General features: G+C 64.2%; 12 protein-coding genes and 1 pseudogene. 11 read left to right on the top strand and 2 right to left on the bottom strand.

Features of this window, described 5'->3' with window-relative positions:
• The first annotated feature begins 117 nt into the window (after positions 1-117).
• From CJ010_RS22405 to CJ010_RS22355, 11 genes and pseudogenes are all read left to right on the top strand, one after another.
• The gene (locus CJ010_RS22405; RefSeq protein WP_141020108.1) at positions 118-1,194 is read left to right on the top strand and encodes a pilus assembly protein PilM; all 1,077 of its coding nucleotides are present in this window, start codon (positions 118-120) and stop codon (positions 1,192-1,194) included.
• Positions 1,191-1,787, top strand: a complete 597-nt coding sequence (locus CJ010_RS22400) for a PilN domain-containing protein (RefSeq protein ID WP_141020107.1) — start codon at positions 1,191-1,193, stop codon at positions 1,785-1,787. The genes CJ010_RS22405 and CJ010_RS22400 overlap by 4 nt, the downstream gene beginning before the upstream one ends.
• Positions 1,784-2,461, top strand: coding sequence for a type 4a pilus biogenesis protein PilO (locus tag CJ010_RS22395; protein WP_141020106.1), 678 nt, complete (start codon positions 1,784-1,786; stop codon positions 2,459-2,461). Before CJ010_RS22400 ends, CJ010_RS22395 begins: the two co-directional genes overlap by 4 nt.
• Positions 2,458-2,972, top strand: a pseudogene (locus CJ010_RS22390) (pilus assembly protein PilP). The gene CJ010_RS22395 and the pseudogene CJ010_RS22390 overlap by 4 nt, the downstream one beginning before the upstream one ends.
• The gene (gene pilQ, locus CJ010_RS22385; RefSeq protein ID WP_141020105.1) at positions 2,969-5,095 is read left to right on the top strand and encodes a type IV pilus secretin PilQ; all 2,127 of its coding nucleotides are present in this window, start codon (positions 2,969-2,971) and stop codon (positions 5,093-5,095) included. The pseudogene CJ010_RS22390 and the gene pilQ overlap by 4 nt, the downstream one beginning before the upstream one ends.
• Before the next feature lie 87 nt (positions 5,096-5,182).
• Positions 5,183-5,713, top strand: a complete 531-nt coding sequence (locus CJ010_RS22380; protein WP_141020821.1) for a shikimate kinase — start codon at positions 5,183-5,185, stop codon at positions 5,711-5,713.
• Positions 5,701-6,783: a 3-dehydroquinate synthase gene (gene aroB, locus CJ010_RS22375; RefSeq protein WP_141020104.1), complete on the top strand. Its 1,083-nt coding sequence runs from the start codon at positions 5,701-5,703 to the stop codon at positions 6,781-6,783. Before CJ010_RS22380 ends, aroB begins: the two co-directional genes overlap by 13 nt.
• Positions 6,774-7,913: a deoxyguanosinetriphosphate triphosphohydrolase gene (locus tag CJ010_RS22370; RefSeq protein ID WP_205755016.1), complete on the top strand. Its 1,140-nt coding sequence runs from the start codon at positions 6,774-6,776 to the stop codon at positions 7,911-7,913. Before aroB ends, CJ010_RS22370 begins: the two co-directional genes overlap by 10 nt.
• Before the next feature lie 262 nt (positions 7,914-8,175).
• On the top strand, positions 8,176-12,849 hold the full coding sequence (gene gltB, locus CJ010_RS22365) for a glutamate synthase large subunit (protein ID WP_141020103.1): 4,674 nt from the start codon (positions 8,176-8,178) through the stop codon (positions 12,847-12,849).
• Positions 12,850-12,851: 2 nt separating this feature from the next.
• On the top strand, positions 12,852-14,318 hold the full coding sequence (locus CJ010_RS22360; RefSeq protein WP_141020102.1) for a glutamate synthase subunit beta: 1,467 nt from the start codon (positions 12,852-12,854) through the stop codon (positions 14,316-14,318).
• A 185-nt stretch (positions 14,319-14,503) separates the two neighbouring features.
• The gene (locus CJ010_RS22355; RefSeq protein WP_141020101.1) at positions 14,504-15,265 is read left to right on the top strand and encodes a sulfite exporter TauE/SafE family protein; all 762 of its coding nucleotides are present in this window, start codon (positions 14,504-14,506) and stop codon (positions 15,263-15,265) included.
• Positions 15,266-15,278: 13 nt separating this feature from the next.
• On the opposite strand, the gene CJ010_RS22350 is transcribed toward CJ010_RS22355, so the two are convergent.
• Together CJ010_RS22350 and CJ010_RS22345 are read right to left on the bottom strand one after the other, a co-directional pair.
• The gene (locus CJ010_RS22350; RefSeq protein ID WP_141020100.1) at positions 15,279-16,466 is read right to left on the bottom strand and encodes an acetate/propionate family kinase; all 1,188 of its coding nucleotides are present in this window, start codon (positions 16,464-16,466) and stop codon (positions 15,279-15,281) included.
• A complete protein-coding gene (locus CJ010_RS22345; RefSeq protein ID WP_141020099.1) occupies positions 16,463-17,872 on the bottom strand; it encodes a bifunctional enoyl-CoA hydratase/phosphate acetyltransferase in 1,410 nt (469 codons plus the stop codon). Before CJ010_RS22345 ends, CJ010_RS22350 begins: the two co-directional genes overlap by 4 nt.
• Between the last annotated feature and the right edge of the window lie 8 nt (positions 17,873-17,880).

Raw genomic sequence — 17,880 nt, 5'->3', positions numbered from 1 at the left:
CCGTATGACCATGATGACTAAATGCATTTCGCTTTACACCACTCACCGTTGTTGCTAGGATTTGAGAGCCTTATTCAGCATCAGCGCCTAACATAAAGAAATTTAAGGATTTTCTTTGTGATTGAATTCTCCCTGTTCGGTTCGAAGGCGCGACAACTCGCAGGTCTCGATATCTCATCTTCATCGGTCAAGCTGGTTGAGCTGTCCGGTGGGGACAAGGAAGGTTACAAAATCGAGCGCTACGCGATCGAGCCGCTCCCGCGTGATGCTGTAGTCGACGGCAATATCGCCAATCTGGATGCCGTCAGCGAGGCCTTGCGGCGCGCATTGCGCCGCTTTGGTGGCGGGGTCAAGAACGTGGCCATGGCCCTGCCGGCCTCGTCCGTCATCACCAAGAAGATCATCCTCCCGGACGGCCTGCGCGAGCAGGAGATGGAGATGCAGGTCGAGTCCGAGGCCAATCAGTACATTCCCTTTGCGCTCGACGAGGTAAACCTCGATTTCCAGGTCATCGGCCCGGCTGCGTCCGGTGCGGGCGAAGTCGAGGTCATGATTGCCGCATCGCGCAAGGACAAGGTCGAGGATCGCGTGGCGACGGCACAGGCTGCCGGCTTGAAGGCGGTGGTCATCGACGTCGAATCGCTGGCGATCGAATCCGCGTTCGAGCTCGTCAGCCGGCAGTTGGTGCCGGCGGGTGGTGCCAAGGTCGTGGCATTGATCGACATCGGCGCGAGCGTGATGAACGTGACCGTGCTGCGTGGCGGTCAGCAGGTCTATTCACGCGAGCAGGCCTTCGGTGGCCATCAGCTGACTCAGGATATCGCCCGCCAGTACGGCATGAGTCTCGAAGAGGCGGAGGCCGCGAAGCGCTCTGGCAGCCTGCCTGAAGACTATGCGCGCGATCTGATGCGCCCGTTCATGGACAGTCTTGCGCTTGAAGTCTCGCGGGCGCTGCAATTCTTCTTTACGTCGACCCAGTTCAACCAGGTCGATCATCTTGTCCTTGCCGGCGGTTGTGCGGTCATGCCCGGGTTGGCGGATGTGGTCGCCGGGCGGACTCAGGTCGAAACGATCATTGCCAACCCGTTCGCGGGCATGGCGCTTTCGTCCAAGGTACGTCCCAAGAACCTGTTGGCTGATGCGCCGTCGCTCATGGTGGCGTGCGGGCTCGCCTTGCGGAGATTCGACGAATGATCCGGATCAATCTGCTGCCGCACCGGGAGGAGAAGCGGCGGGAGCGAAGACAGCAGTTTTTTGCCATCTCCGGTGCGATGGTCGTCGTCGGCGCGTTGATCGCCCTGTTGGTGCATACGGTCTTCACGGGCTATATCGAGCGCCAAGAGCGCAAGAATGCTTTCCTCAAGGCGGAAATCGCAAAGTTAGATTTGCAGATTGCAGAGATCAAGCGCCTGCGCGAGCAAATTGATGCCTTGCTGGTACGCAAGCAAGTGATCGAATCCCTGCAGGGGCGGCGTGCGGAAGCAGTGCATCTGTTCAACGAGCTGGCGCACCGTATGCCCGACGGTGTTTACCTGAAGTCGGTGAAGCAGGTGGATGGCCGAGTGACTCTGGTGGGGTATGCACAGTCCAATGCCCGCGTTTCCCATTTGATGCGGGGGCTTGACGAATCGCCGTTCTTCACCCAGCCGGGCTTGGTGGAGGTCAAGGCGGCAACCGTGGCAAACCGTCGCGTCAGTGAGTTCACGCTGGGTATCAGCATCGAGCGCCCGAAGGTCGAGGAGGCGCCGAAGGACAAAGCCCAGGGCAAAAAGGGAGTGAAGTCATGAAAGGCTCCGGTGCGCTTGGTAATGCCCGCGGCATCGACTTCCAGCGTCTTGCCCAGGACTTCAAGGGGCTCAATCCCAATGAGCCCGGAACATGGCCGCTGGCGCCGCGAGTGGCGGTTTTCGCCGGTTTGCTGACCTTGACCCTGGCCGCCGCATGGTGGTTCGACTGGCGCGAACAGGCCGAGACGTTGAAACAGCGCGAGGCTGAGGAGGTTCAGTTGCGCCAGGACTGGGTCGCGAAGAAGAAGGAGGCGGTCAATCTCGACGAGCACAAGCGGCAGCTGGCGGAGATCGACAGACAGTTCGGCGCGCTGCTCAAGCAGCTGCCAAATCGCGCCGAAATGGATTCTCTGCTGTCCGATATCAACCAGGCGGGGCTTGGTCGTGGCTTGCAGTTCGAATTGTTCAAGCCTGGTGCGGATCAGGTGAAGGACTTCTACGCGGAAATGCCGATCGATGTCGTCGTCACCGGCGGTTATCACGATCTCGGCGAGTTCGCCAGCGACGTTGCCCGCATGCCCCGAATTGTCACCTTGAACAACGTCGCGCTCGAAGCCACCAAGGACGGCAGGCTCAAGCTCAACGCCAAGGCAATAACCTATCGCTACCTCGATGAAGAGGAGCTTGCCCGCAGGCGGCAGGCGGAAAAAGCTGCGAAGGGGAAGAAGCGATGAGAGCGCTTTGGCTGGCGGTGTGCTGTACTTGCCTGGTCGCATGCTCCAGCGATCAGGAGAATATCCAGGCGTGGATGGATGAGCAGGCCAAGGGCATGCGCGGCACGGCAAAACCCTTGCCCGAAATCAAGCCTTTCCCGACCGTCGACTACGCTGCCACGGCAGCGGTGGAGCCCTTCACGACGGCACGGATCGAACCCGAGAAGAAAGGGGGGGCGGTTTGCGTCCCAATCTCGACCGCCGCCGCGAGCCGCTCGAGGCATATCCGCTCGAATCGCTGAAGATGGTCGGCGTGTTGATGCAGAACAAGGTGGTGCATGCCTTGGTGCAGGTGGACAAGAGTCTTTATCAGGTCAAGGTAGGCAACTACATGGGGCAGGATTTCGGTGTGGTCACCGCGATCAGCGAGTCGGAAGTGACGCTCAGGGAGCTTGTGGAAGACATGAACGGCGATTGGGTCGAGCGTACTAGCTCGCTGTTGTTGCAGGAGCGCCCGGAGGGCAGAAGATGAAGAACGGAATCAGCGCGCTGCTGCTCGCAGCGATTGTGGCCCTGGCTGCGCCCGTGGCGGACTCCCTGGCCCAGGACAACGCTCCGGCTCAACCCACCGGCAACCAGATTCAGGCGCTCGAAGTCGCGGAACAGGGCGGGAGCCTCTATGTACGGGTGGAACTCAAGGAGCCGCTGACTGCGGCTCCGGCGAGTTTCAGTGTCGCCAATCCGGCGCGCATCGCATTCGACTTCCCCGGCACAGTGAATGCGCTTGGGCGCAGTGTGCAGGACATTGGCCAGGGTGAGTTGCGCAGCGCCAACATCGTTCAGGCGGGCGATCGCACGCGCCTGGTGTTGAATCTGGTCAAGATGACGCCCTACCAGACGCGCCTCGATGGCCGCAACGTGGTCATCGCTCTTACGCCCGTCAACGAAGCAGCGGTGACTACGACCACGGCATCGCAGTCGTTCGCGAATTTTGCGGATTCCCGTGCGGTCGCTACCGACGGCAGCGCGATTCGCGATATCAATTTCCGTCGCGGCAAGGATGGCGAGGGGCGGGTGATCGTTCAGCTGTCCAGTGCGGACACCGGTATCGATATCCGTCAGCAGGGCGGCAAGCTGGTGGTCGAGTTCCTCAAGACCTCGCTGCCAGAGCATCTGCGCCGCCGTGCGGATGTCACCGACTTCGCCACGCCGATTACCGTGATGGAGTCCCAGCAGCAGGGTGACAAGGTTCGCCTCGTGGTGACGCCGACCGGGCAATGGGAGCACAACGCCTATCAGAGCGACAACCAGTTCGTGCTCGAGGTGAAGCGGGTCGTCGATGATCCGAACAAGCTGGTGCAGCGCGGTCAATATCAGGGAGAGAAGCTCTCGCTCAATTTCCAGAACATCGACGTCCGTTCGGTGCTCCAGGTCATCGCCGATTTCACCAATTTCAACATCATCACCTCCGATACGGTGCAAGGCAGTCTGACCCTGCGGCTCAAGGATGTTCCCTGGGATCAGGCGCTGGACATCATCCTCCAGGCCAAGGGCCTGGACATGCGCAAGAGCGGCAACGTCATCTGGATCGCACCCGGCGAGGAACTTGCCACCCGTGAAAAGCTGCAGCTCGAATCCAAGGCGCAGATCGGCGATCTCGAGCCGCTGCAGACCGAGAGCTTCCAGATCAACTATCACAAGGCCAAGGCAATCTTCGACTTCCTGAAGAGCAAGGACAATACGATGCTCTCCAAGCGGGGCAGCGTGGTGGTCGACGATCGCAGCAACAAGATCTTCGTGACCGACGTGGCTTCCCGTTTGGCGGCGCTGCGCCGCCTGGTCACGGAAATCGACATCGCGCCGCGGCAGGTTCTGATCGAGGCTCGGATCGTCGAGGCGAGCAAGGAGTTCGCCCGTGATCTGGGCGTTCGTCTGGGGTATGGCGACGCCAAGGACAGGAGCCTGGGTGGTGGCGCGCAGTTGGGTTTCGGGTCGTCAGAGTTCGTCAATTCGACTACGACCGACGGTGTGGTCAACTTCCAGCGCAATATCGGCGAGTCGGCTACGAGCGGGTCGGGCTTCTTGCCCAACGGCTTCGGCAATCTGAACCTGACCTTGTTCAACAGCAGCCTCACCCGCTTCCTCAACCTGGAGTTGTCTGCGCTGGAGTCCGATGGGCGCGGCCGGGTGGTGTCCAGCCCGCGCGTGCTGACTGCCAACCAGGTCGAGGCGTCGATCGAGCAGGGTACAGAAATTCCGTACCAGCAGGCGTCGAGTTCCGGTGCGACCAACGTGTCCTTCAAGAAGGCGGTGCTGTCGCTCAAGGTTAAGCCGCAGATCACGCCGGACGGTCGCCTGCAGCTGTCGATCGAGGTCAACAAGGATCGGCCGCTGTTCGAATCGGCCTTGCTGGGCGTGCCGCCGATCGAGACGAAGAACGTCAAGAGCGAGGTGCTCATCGACAACGGTGGCACGGTGGTGATCGGTGGCATCTACGAAGAAGAGGAAACCAGCAACGAAGACCGTGTTCCGGTCCTCGGCGAACTACCGGTCGTCGGTTTCCTCTTCCGTACGCGTAGCAAGATTTCGAACCGGAAGGAACTGCTGGTCTTCATTACTCCGAAGATCGTCTCGGATGCGCTGACGCTGAGGTAAGCCGGCAGCTTGCTGCTACAATCTTCGGGGCGGCCATTCCGGTGAGGATGGCCGCCCCGTGCATTTATGAACACCGGCGAGTTGCATGTGAGCTGCTTGATATTGATCGGCATGATGGGCGCCGGAAAGACGACTGTCGGGCGAGAACTCGCGAAGCGGCGCGGTGTGCGCTTCGTCGACTGTGACCATGAGATCGTGGCGCGTACAGGCGTCAGCATCCCCACCATTTTCGAGATCGAGGGCGAGGCGGGCTTCAGGCGCCGGGAGTCGCAAACCATAGACGAACTCACGCTGGAGCCCGAGCTTGTGCTTGCGACCGGCGGTGGCGTCGTTCTCGACCCATCCAACCGAGATCTGCTTGCCAGACGCGGCATCGTCATCTATCTGAATGTGCCGCCTCACGTCCTGTGGGAGCGCACCCGGCACGACCGCAATCGCCCCCTGCTTCAGGTCGAGAACCCGCGCTTGCGCATAGAGCAGCTCCACCGCGAGCGAGACCCCTTGTATCGCCAGGTCGCCGATATCGTCGTCGATGGCGGACGGGGTAATCCGGGGGCGATGGTGCGTCAGATCGAGAAAGCCTTGTCTACCTTCAAAAAGCCCATATGCGCACATTGAATGTCGCCCTGGGGGCGCGCAGCTACCCCATCCTGATCGAGCGGGGCCTGATCGACCGAGCGGAGCTTGTGCTGCCCCATCTGCGTACGCGGCGCGTTGCGGTGGTGACCAACGATGTCGTCGGGCCGCTCTATCTCGACCGCTTCTGCGCCGGCCTGCGGGCCAATGGGATCACGGTGTCGTCCGTCGTGTTACCCGACGGCGAAGCGCACAAGGACTGGCCAACGCTCAACCTGATCTTCGACATGCTGCTGGGCGAGCGCTGCGAGCGCTCCACCACCCTGATTGCACTCGGCGGTGGCGTGGTGGGGGACATGGGCGGTTTCGCCGCCGCGACATATCAGCGTGGCATGCCGTTCATCCAGGTGCCGACCACTTTGCTGTCCCAGGTGGATTCGTCTGTCGGCGGCAAGACCGCGATCAACCACCCGCTCGGCAAGAACATGGTCGGTGCCTTCTACCAGCCGAAGCTGGTGCTTGCCGACACCGCCACACTAGATACCCTGCCGGAGCGGGAGTTGTCGGCGGGCCTGGCCGAGGTCATCAAGTATGGCCTGATCCGCGATCCGGACTTCTTCGACTGGCTGGAGCGCAACGTCGAGCGCCTGCTCGAACGCGATGCCGAGGCGCTGGCGTATGCCATCGAACGATCCTGCCGGAACAAGGCAGAGGTGGTCGTTGCAGATGAAACCGAGCAGGGGGAGCGCGCCCTCCTCAATCTCGGCCATACCTTCGGTCATGCCATCGAAACCGGCTTGGGCTATGGCGAATGGCTGCATGGCGAGGCGGTTGCCGCCGGTACGATGATGGCAGCGGAGCTGTCGCGTCGCCTTGGTTGGCTGTCCGGCGCCGACGTCGAGCGCATCGACGCATTGTTCCTGCGGGCGGGGCTGCCCGTTCGTGGCCCGGATCTTGGCGTCGAGCGCTATCTCGATCTGATGGCGCACGACAAGAAGGTGGAGGCAGGTCGTTTGCGCCTGGTCCTGCTGCGGGCAATCGGCCAGGCCGTCATGCACGCCGAGTCGCCGCAGGCCGATATCATTGCGGCAATCGAGCGCTGCTGCGCGTGAGTGACGCGGTGCAGGGCGCCAGCTACGCCGTTACCGAGGCCTTGTCCCGCGGTCGTGTGCATGCCGAATCTCCGCCGGTCGGCCGTGGCGAGTTCCAGCGCGACCGGGATCGCATCGTCCATTCCACCGCTTTTCGTCGCCTCGAGTACAAGACCCAGGTCTTCGTGAACCACGAGGGTGACCTGTTCCGTACCCGTCTGACCCACAGCATCGAGGTCGCGCAGCTCACTCGCAGTGTCGCGCGGGCGCTCGGCCTGAACGAGGATCTGGCCGAGGCGATCGCGCTGGCTCACGATCTCGGTCATACACCCTTCGGGCATGCCGGCCAGGATGCACTGCACGCCTGCATGAAGGAACATGGCGGCTTTGAACACAACCTGCAGTCGCTGCGGACGGTCGAGTTGCTCGAAGATCGCTACGCAGCATTCGATGGCCTCAATCTCACCTTCGAAACCCGCGAAGGCATCCTCAAGCATTGCTCGCGTCCCAACGCCGAGAGGCTGGGCGATATCGGGCGGCGTTTCATCGATGGGACCCAGCCATCGCTCGAGGCGCAGCTTGCCAATCTTGCCGACGAGATCGCCTACAACAACCACGACGTCGATGACGGTCTGCGCTCGGGGCTGATCACGTTGGAGCAGTTGGATGGTGTTCCTATCTTCGCCAGCCACAGGCGCGAGGTCGAGCGCCGCTGGCCAGGCCTCGGCGGGCGCAAGCTGATCAGCGAGACGGTACGCGGCATGGTCAATGCGATGGCGCTCGACCTGATCGGGCAGACGCGTGCGAACATCGCCGCTGCCGGTGTCGTCACCCTGGACGACGTCCGCGCCGCGTCGCGGCTGGTGGCCTACTCGTCGGACCTCCAGCCGCGGATGCGCGAGCTCAAGGTCTTCCTGCGCGACAATCTCTACCACCACTATCAGGTGCTGAGGATGACGGACAAGGCCCGTCGCATCGTCGGCGACCTTTTCGGCGCCTTCATGGCCGATCCCCGGCTGCTGCCGCCGCAGTACCAGGAGAAAGCAAGGGGCGACAAGGCTCGCGCCATTGCCGACTATATCGCCGGGATGACAGACCGCTACGCGATGAAGGAACACCGCCGCCTCTTCGCGGTTGGCGAAATCCATTGAATCATCATAGTCTTACCGCAGCGCAAAAACTGCTTGAATCGTGCGTTTCGCGGGGGTATATTCGACCATCCGTTTGTTGTGTTCGTAGCGATCGAGCGCCCAAGGGCCGATCGTGCAGAGCCGGCGTGCCTACGCGCCCGGCTTTTTTGTGTCCGCACGTCCTGCGTGCGGCTTTGGCAAGCGGCGCACAATCGTACGATTGCGCCGCCCGACCTGCGCCGGAAACCTAGCCGGCGCGCGAGTTGTTTCGAGGAAGAACGAGATGGATCTCCCCCAGAAGCAGGGTTTGTACGACCCCGCCAACGAACACGATGCCTGTGGTGTGGGCTTCATTGCCCACATCAAGGGCCAGAAGAATCACGATATCGTCCTGCAGGGCCTCGAGATCCTGAAAAACCTGGACCACCGGGGTGCCGTCGGTGCAGACCCCTTGCAGGGCGACGGCGCCGGCATCCTGATCCAGCTTCCCGACGCGCTCTATCGCGACGAAATGGCCAAGCAGGGTGTCACCCTGCCGTCGCCGGGCAACTACGGCGTGGGCATGGTGTTCATGCCCAAGGAGCAGGCTTCGCGCATCGCCTGTGAAGAGGAAATGGAACGCGCCGCGCGCGCCGAGGGCCTGGCCGTGCTCGGCTGGCGCGACGTGCCGGTCAATCCCGACATGCCGATGTCGCCGACGGTCAAGGCCAAGGAACCGGTGATCCGCCAGTTCTTCGTCGGCCGTGGTCCCGACATCATGGTCACCGAGGCGCTCGAACGTAAGCTCTACGTCGCCCGCCGCCGTGCCGCCAACGCCATCAACGCGCTCAACCTCAAGCACGGCCAGGAGTTCTACGTCGTGTCGATGTCGGCGCGCACGGTCAACTACAAGGGCCTGCTGCTCGCCACCCAGGTCGGCGAGTACTACCTCGACCTGGTCGACCCGCGCACCGTGTCGGCGCTCGCCCTGGTGCACCAGCGCTTCTCGACCAACACCTTCCCGAAATGGAACCTGGCGCATCCGTTCCGCTACATCGCCCACAACGGCGAAATCAACACCGTGCGCGGCAACTACAACTGGATGCGCGCGCGCGAAAAGGGCGTGCATTCGCCGCTGCTGGGTGAAGACCTGCAGAAGATCTGGCCGCTGATCTACCCCGGGCAGTCCGATTCGGCCGCCTTCGACAACGCGCTCGAACTGCTGGTGATGAGCGGCTATTCGATGGCACACGCGGTGATGATGATGATTCCGGAAGCCTGGGAATCGCACACCCAGATGGACGAGAAGCGTCGCGCCTTCTACGAATACCACGCCGCCATGATGGAGCCGTGGGACGGGCCCGCCGCGGTCGCGTTCACCGACGGCCGCCAGATCGGCGCCACGCTGGACCGCAACGGCCTGCGCCCGGCGCGCTATCTGGTCACCGACGACGACTACGTGGTGATGGCGTCCGAATCCGGCGTGCTGCCGATCCCGGACAGCAAGATCGTCAAGAAGTGGCGTCTGCAGCCCGGCAAGATGTTCCTGATCGACATGGAACAGGGCCGCATCATCGACGACAAGGAAATCAAGGACAGCCTGGCCGCGGTCAAGCCCTATACCGACTGGCTGACCCGCATCAACATCAAGCTCGACGGCCTCGAAGCGCCCGCGGATGCCGCCGCGCCCGAATGCGCCGCGCCCATGCTCGACCGTCAGCAGGCCTTCGGCTACACCCAGGAAGACATCAAGTTCATCCTCGAGCCGATGGGCAAGTCGGGCGAGGAAGGCACCGGCTCGATGGGCAACGATTCGCCGCTGGCGGTGCTGTCGTCCAAGGAGAAGCCGCTCTACAACTACTTCCGTCAGCTCTTCGCGCAGGTCACCAACCCGCCGATCGACCCGATCCGCGAGCAACTGGTGATGTCGCTGGTGTCCTTCATCGGTCCCAAGCCCAACCTGCTCGAGATCAACGAGATCAACCCGCCGTTCCGCCTCGAAGTCACCCAGCCGGTGCTGGACTTCGGCGACATGGCGAAGATCCGCAACATCGCCCAGTACACCAAGAACAAGTTCCGCTCGGCCGAACTGGACATCTGCTATCCGGTGGCCTGGGGCAAGGAAGGCGTCGAGGCGCGCCTGGCCTCGCTGTGCGCGGATGCCGAAAGCGCGGTGCTCGGTGGCTACAGCATCCTCATCGTCTCCGACCGCAAGGTCGACGCCGAAAATGTCGCCATCCCGGCGCTGCTGGCGCTGTCCGCGATCCACCAGCACCTGGTCACCAAGGGCCTGCGCACCCGCGCCGGCCTGGTGGTGGAAACCGGTTCCGCCCGCGAAACCCACCACTTCGCGGTGCTCGCCGGCTACGGTGCCGAGGCCATTCACCCCTACCTCGCCCTCGAAAGCCTGCAGACCATGGCGGGCGGCGGCGAAGCGGGCGAAAAGTACATCAAGCACTTCGTCAAGGGTGTGGGCAAGGGCCTGATGAAGGTCATGTCCAAGATGGGCATCTCGACCTACATGTCCTACACCGGCGCGCAGATCTTCGAAGCCGTTGGCCTGCAGCAGGCGCTGTGCGACCGCTACTTCACCGGCACCACCAGTCAGGTCGAAGGCATCGGCGTGTTCGACGTGATGGAAGAAACCATCCGCCTGCACAAGAAAGCCTTCAGCCCGGATCCGGTGCTGGCCAACATGCTGGATGCCGGCGGCGAGTACGCCTTCCGCATCCGCGGCGAAGAGCACATGTGGACCCCGGACGCGATCGCCAAGCTGCAGCACTCGACACGCTCCGGCAAGTTCGACACCTACAAGGAATACGCCCGCATCATCAACGACCAGTCCAGGCGCCACATGACGCTGCGCGGCCTGTTCGAGATCAAGCCGGCGGGTCCCCCGGTGGCGCTCGACGAAGTCGAGTCGGCCAAGGAAATCGTCAAGCGCTTCGCCACCGGCGCGATGTCGCTCGGCTCGATCTCCACCGAAGCCCACACCACGCTCGCGATCGCGATGAACCGCATCGGCGGCAAGTCGAACACCGGCGAGGGCGGTGAAGATCCGATGCGCTTCAAGCCCATCACCCAGGCGATGAAACTGTCGCAGATCATCGGCGAGAGCCGGGTCGAGCGCGACATCGAGCTCGCCGCCGGCGATTCGCTGCGCTCCTCGATCAAGCAGGTCGCCTCGGGCCGCTTCGGCGTCACCACCGAGTACCTGGTCAATGCCGACCAGATCCAGATCAAGATGGCGCAGGGCGCCAAGCCGGGCGAAGGCGGTCAGTTGCCGGGACACAAGGTGTCCGAGTACATCGGCTACCTGCGCCACTCGGTGCCGGGCGTCGGCCTGATCTCGCCGCCGCCGCACCACGATATCTACTCGATCGAGGATCTGGCCCAGCTGATCCACGACCTGAAGAACGCCAACCCCAAGGCCGACATCTCGGTCAAGCTGGTGTCGGAAATCGGCATCGGCACGGTTGCGGCGGGCGTGGCCAAGGCCAAGGCCGACCACATCGTGGTTGCCGGCCATGACGGCGGCACCGGCGCTTCGCCGTGGTCGTCGATCAAGCACGCCGGTTCGCCGTGGGAGCTCGGCCTTGCCGAAACCCAGCAGACCCTGGTGCTCAACCGCCTGCGCAGCCGCATCCGCCTGCAGGTCGATGGCCAGATCAAGACCGGCCGCGACGTCGTCGTCGGCGCGCTGCTCGGCGCCGACGAGTTCGGCTTCGCCACCGCACCGCTGGTCGTCGAAGGCTGCATCATGATGCGCAAGTGCCACCTCAACACCTGCCCGGTGGGCGTGGCCACGCAGGATCCGGAACTGCGCAAGCGCTTCTCCGGCCAGCCGGAACACGTGGTCAACTTCTTCTTCTTCATCGCCGAAGAAGTGCGCGAACTGATGGCCCAGCTCGGTATCCGCAAGTTCGACGACCTCATTGGCCGTGCCGACCTGCTCGACATGAAGAAGGGCATCGAGCACTGGAAGGCCAAGGGTCTGGACTACTCGCGCGTGTTCTACCGCCCGAACGTGCCGGCCAGCGTGCCGCGCCTGCACACCGAGTTCCAGGACCACGGCCTGGAGAAGGCGCTCGACAACCAGCTCATCGAGCTGGCGATGCCGGCGCTGGAAAAGGGCGAGAAGGTCGACATCGACCTGCCGGTGCGCAACATCAACCGCACCGTCGGTGCGATGCTGTCGGGTCAGGTGGCGAGCCGCTACGGCCACGCCGGCCTGCCTACCGACACCATTCACGTCAAGCTGACCGGTACCGCTGGCCAGGCCTTCGGCGCCTTCCTGGCGCGTGGCGTGACGCTGGAGCTGGTCGGTGAAGGCAACGACTACGTCGGCAAGGGCCTGTCCGGTGGCCGCATCATCGTGCGTCCGCAGAGCGAGTTCCGCGGCAACACCAGCGACAACATCATCGTCGGCAACACCGTGCTCTACGGCGCGACCGAAGGCGAGGTCTACTTCGCCGGCGTCGGCGGCGAGCGCTTCGCGGTGCGTAACTCCGGCGCCACCGCGGTGGTGGAAGGCGTGGGCGACCACGGCTGCGAGTACATGACCGGCGGCACCGTGGTCGTGCTTGGCCAGACCGGCCGCAACTTCGCCGCCGGCATGTCGGGTGGCGTGGCTTACGTGCTGGATGAAGATGGCAGCTTCGGTGGCCGCTGCAACATGGCCCAGGTCGCGCTCGAGCCGGTGCCGGAAGAACTCGAAGCCCGCAAGGGTTCCGAGTCCGGCGACGAACTCGAATCGCACGGCCGGGTGGACATCGACCACCTCACCATGGGCGACGAGCTCATCCTCAAGGGTCTGATCGAGCGCCATGCCCGCTTCACCGGCAGCGCCCGTGCCCGCGAGATCATCGACAACTGGAGCACCTGGCGGACCAAGTTCGTCAAGGTGATGCCGCACGAATACCGTCGCGCGCTCGCCGAGATGGCCGAGCAGCGCCAGCAGCAACTGGAGGCCGCGTAAAAATGGGCAAGCCCACAGGTTTTCTGGAATACCAACGTCTTTCCGAGGCCTACGAGCCGGTTCCGGAGCGTCTGAAGAGCTACAAGGAGTTCGTCCTCACGCTGAGCGACGAGCAGGCGGCCATCCAGGGCGCGCGCTGCATGGACTGCGGCATCCCGTTCTGCAACAACGGTTGTCCGGTGAACAACATCATTCCGGACTGGAACGACCTGGTCTATCGCGGCAACTGGCGCGAAGCGATCGAGGTGCTGCATTCCACCAACAACTTCCCGGAGTTCACCGGGCGCATCTGTCCGGCGCCCTGTGAGGCCGCGTGTACGCTGAACATCAATTCGGACGCGGTCGGCATCAAGTCGATCGAGCACGCGATCATCGACAAGGCCTGGGCGCAGGGCTGGGTGCTGCCGCAGCCTGCCGCGGTCAAGACCGGCAAGAAGGTTGCCGTGGTCGGCTCCGGTCCGGCGGGTCTGGCTGCCGCGCAGCAACTGGCGCGCGCCGGCCACGAGGTCACCGTGTTCGAGAAGAACGACCGCATCGGCGGGCTGCTGCGCTACGGCATCCCCGACTTCAAGATGGAGAAGGGTCTGATCGACCGCCGCGTCGAGCAGATGCGGGCCGAAGGCGTGGTGTTCCGCACCAGCGTCGTCGTCGGCGCCAAGGATCTGCCCAAGGGCATCGTCAATGACGCCAAGGAAGTCGTCAGCGCCGAGCAGCTGCAGCAGGAGTTCGACGCGGTCGTGCTGGCCGGCGGTTCCGAAGTGCCGCGCGACCTGCCGGTGCCGGGGCGTGAACTCGACGGCGTGCATTTCGCGCTCGAATTCCTGATCCCGCAGAACAAGCAGGTCGCAGGCGATGCGCCCAACCCGATCTCCGCGGCCGGCAAGAACGTGGTGGTGATCGGCGGTGGCGACACGGGTTCCGACTGTGTCGGCACCAGCTACCGTCACGGCGCGACCTCGGTGACCCAGTTCGAGGTCATGCCGCAGCCGCCCGAGCAGGAGCACAAGCCGCTGACCTGGCCGTACTGGCCGATCAAGCTGCGCACCTCGTCCTCGCACCTCGAAGGCGAGACCCAGCGCGAGTACGCCATCGGCACCAAGGAGTTCGTCGGCAAGAACGGCAAGCTCACCGGCGTGCGTACCGTCAGCCTGGAGTGGAAGGACGGCCGCATGACCGAAGTCGCCGGCACCGAGAAGCTCTTCCCGGCCGAGCGCGTGTTCCTGGCCATGGGTTTCACCAACCCGGTCGGCGGCGTGCTCGAAGCCTTCGGCGTCGACAAGGATGCCCGCGGCAATGCCAAGGCGACCACCGACGGCGAAGGCAGCTACGCGACCAATGTCGCCAAGGTGTTCGCAGCCGGCGACATCCGCCGTGGCCAGTCGCTGGTCGTGTGGGCGATTCGCGAGGGCCGTCAGTGCGCCCGTGCGGTTGATGAGTTCCTGATGGGTTCCAGCCTGCTGCCGCGTTGATTGGCGAATCGCCCGCGCGGGGGCGAGTTGACGAGGACGGTCCGACCGGACCGTCCGGCGAGGGCCGTCAGTGCGCCCGTGCGGTCGATGAGTTCCTGATGGGTTCCAGCATCCTGCCGCGTTGAGCGGCGCTGGTCAGTACGAAGAGGGCGACCTGCGGGTCGCCCTTGTTTTTTGGAGGCGCGATGGAGATGGATGCTGGCGGCTGGATCGTCACCGCGATTGCCATCCTGTTGACCGGCATATCCAAGTCGGGCCTCGGCGGTGCGCTCGGCGGCCTGGCCGTGCCCTTCATGTCGATGTGGATCCCGCCGCGCGAAGCAGTGGCGGTGGTGTTGCCCATCCTGATCGCGATGGACATGGTCGGCATCCGCGCCTGGCGGGGCAAGGCCGACTGGCAGGAACTCAAGGTGCTGGTCCCGGCCGCGCTCACCGGCATCGCGCTGGGCGCGCTGGCCTTCGGTGTGATGTCCGACCGCATGGTGGTCGGCGCGCTCGGGTTGATCTCGGTCGTGTTCGCCGCCGATCGTCTGCTGCGAAAATCCAGCCGAGCGACTGTCGGGCCGACCGTGACGCCAGTGCCGCGCGCCTGGGCCGCCGTCTGCGGCGCCACCTCGGGCTTCACCAGTAGCTTGTCGCATGCCGGCGGGCCGCCGCTGCTGATCTACCTGCTTGGCCGCGGTTTGCCGCGCGAGCGTTTCGTGGCGACTTCGGTGTTCTTCTTCGCCACCATCAATCTCGCCAAGCTGCCCTTCTACCTCGGCCTGCAGCTCTTCAGCCACGACACCCTGCTGATGTCGGCGCTGCTGCTGCCGCTGGTGCCGGTCGGCGTGTGGCTGGGAATGCGTCTGCTCAGACGCATTCCCGAGCGGCCCTTCTACCTCTTTTCCACCGCAATGCTCGGCCTGTCAGGGCTCAAGCTGCTGTGGGATGCCGCGGCAGCTTGAGCCGCGGCCGGACTCACAACCCGAGCACCTCGACGGTGTAGCGCGCGATCATGCCTTCCTCGTTGGTCGGCATCACCGCCACCGCCGCCCGGCTGTCGGCGCTGTCGATACGGCTGGCGTTGCCGTCGTTGGCGGCCGCGTCGATGCTGATTCCCAGCCAGGCCGAAAGCTGCGCCACCTTTGCGCGCACCGGTGCGGCGTGCTCGCCGATACCGCCGGTGAACACCAGCGCATCCAGCCCGCCGGCAGCGGCGGCCAGCGAGCCGAGTTCGCGCGCGATGCGGTAGCAGTAGAGCTCCACCGCTTCGGCGGCCTCCGGCGCATCGGAGGCGAGCAGGGTGCGCATGTCCTGGCTGATGCCGGAGACGCCGAGCAGGCCCGACTCCTTGTAGAGCAGATGGGTCAGCGCCTTGGCGTCCATGCCCTTCTCGTCCATCAGGTAGAGCAGCACGCCGGGGTCCAGGCTGCCGGTGCGGGTGCCCATCACCAGGCCTTCGAGCGCGGTGAAGCCCATGGTGGAGGCGACGCTCTTGCCCTCGCGTAGCGCACACATCGACGAGCCGTTGCCGAGGTGGCAGATCACCACCGCACCATGCGCCTTGTCGCCGATCACCGCCGGCAGCTGGCGGGCGACATAGTCGTACGACAGGCCATGGAAACCGTAGCGTTTGACGCCCTCTGCGCTGAGCGCACGCGGCAGCGCGAAGGCCTGCGCGACCGGCGCCTGGCTCCGGTGGAAGGCGGTGTCGAAGCAGCCCACCTGCGGGATGTCGGGCGCGAGCGCGGCGATCGCCTGCACCGCGTTGAGGTTGTGCGGCTGGTGCAGCGGCGCCAGTGGCACCAGCTTCTGCAGCTGACGCAGGATGTGGCCGTAGAGTCGGACCGGCTCGCTGTACTTGTCGCCGCCGTGCACGATGCGGTGGCCGGCGGCAGCGATCTCCAGCGCCGGGTTGTGGGCGGCGAGCCAGTCGAGCAGGAAGGTAAGCGCATCGCGATGCTGTTCGCGGTGGTCGGACGCGGTGCTGGGCACGGCTTCCTTGAAGCGCTCGCCGGCGGCGGTCTTGGCGCTGAACTCGGGGGTGGCGCCGATGCCTTCGACCTGGCCGGACAGCGCCGGATGCTCGGCCAGCGCCGGTTCCAGCGGGAACAGCGCAAACTTCAGGCTGCTCGAGCCGGCATTGATGACGAGGACCGCCTTCACTTGTTGGCCTCGCGCTTCTTGTGCGCCATCAACTGCGCGATCGCGCACGAGGCGGCGCGGGTTTCGGCGGTGTCGGCGCGGCTGGTGAGCACGATGGGAACGCGCGCGCCCAGCACCACCCCGGCCATCAGCGCGTCGGCGAGGTATTCGAGCTGCTTGGCGACCATGTTGCCGGATTCGAGGTCGGGCACCACCAGGATGTCGGCGTTGCCTGCGACCGCGGAGCGGATACCCTTGGTCTTGGCGGCGACCAGCGACACCGCATTGTCGAAGGCCAGCGGGCCGTCGAGCAGGCCACCCTTGATCTGGCCGCGGTCAGCCATCTTGCACAGGGCGGCGGCGTCGATGGTGGAGCGCATCTTGGGATTCACCGTCTCGACCGCGGCGAGGATGGCGACCTTGGGTTCCGGCAGCCCGAGGATGTGCGCCAGGTCGATCGCGTTCTGGATGATGTGCACCTTGTCTTCCAGCGTCGGCTCGATGTTGATCGCGGCATCGGTGATCATCAGCGGGTGTGGATAGGTCGGCACGTCGGCGAGGAAGACGTGGCTGATGCGGCGCGAGGTGCGCAGGCCGTTGGTCTTGGAGACCACCTCGCTCATCAGCTCGTCGGTGTGCAGCGAACCCTTCATCAGCGCTTCGGCCTCGCCGTTGCGGCACAGCGCGACTGCGGTTTCGGCCGATGCGTGGCTGTGCGGCACATCGACGATGCGACAGCCCTTGAGGTCGTAGCCGTATTCTTCGGCCAGGGCGCGGATCTTGGCTTCGGGCCCCACCAGGATGGGGGCGACCAGACCAGCCTCCGCCGCCTGTACCGGACCGCCGAGGGATTCCTTGTCGCAGGGGTGCGCGACGGCGATCGGGATCGGCGACAGGCCCGAGGTGATCGACAGCAGGTGGCGGTAGCGCAGTTCGCGGTCCGAGATGGTGACTTCCGGCAGCACCACCCGGTTGCGTCTGATCTTTTCGGTCGGCGCGGCGACCTCGGCGGTGCCGTCGATGACCTTGAGGCCATCCTGGTTCAGCGCCAGGCAGTCGAACACGATGTGATGGTTGTGCTGGTACTTCTCGCGGCAGGTTACGGTGATGGTCAGCGTGTCGCCTATGGTCACCGGCCGCCAGAAGTTGAGGCTCTGCGACACGTAGATGGTGCCCGGGCCGGGGAATTCGGTGCCCAGCACGGTGGAGATCAACGTGCTGCCCCACATGCTGTGGCCGACGACTTCGCGGAACTGGCTGGAGTGGGCGAACTCCGGATCGACGTGGGTGGGATTGACGTCACCCGACATCGCCGCGAACAGGTGGATGTCCTCCGGACGCAGGGTGCGCAAGAGTTGCGCGAAGTCGCCGATCTGGATTTCGTCGAAAGTCCTGTTCTGGATCAACTGTTGAGCCGCATGCTCCATGTTCACTC

Origin of the sequence: Azoarcus sp. DD4, assembly GCF_006496635.1 — a bacterium.
Classification (GTDB): domain Bacteria; phylum Pseudomonadota; class Gammaproteobacteria; order Burkholderiales; family Rhodocyclaceae; genus Azoarcus.
The sequence above is the reverse complement of the archived record's forward strand: the minus strand, read 5'-3'. Positions and strand labels throughout refer to the sequence as shown.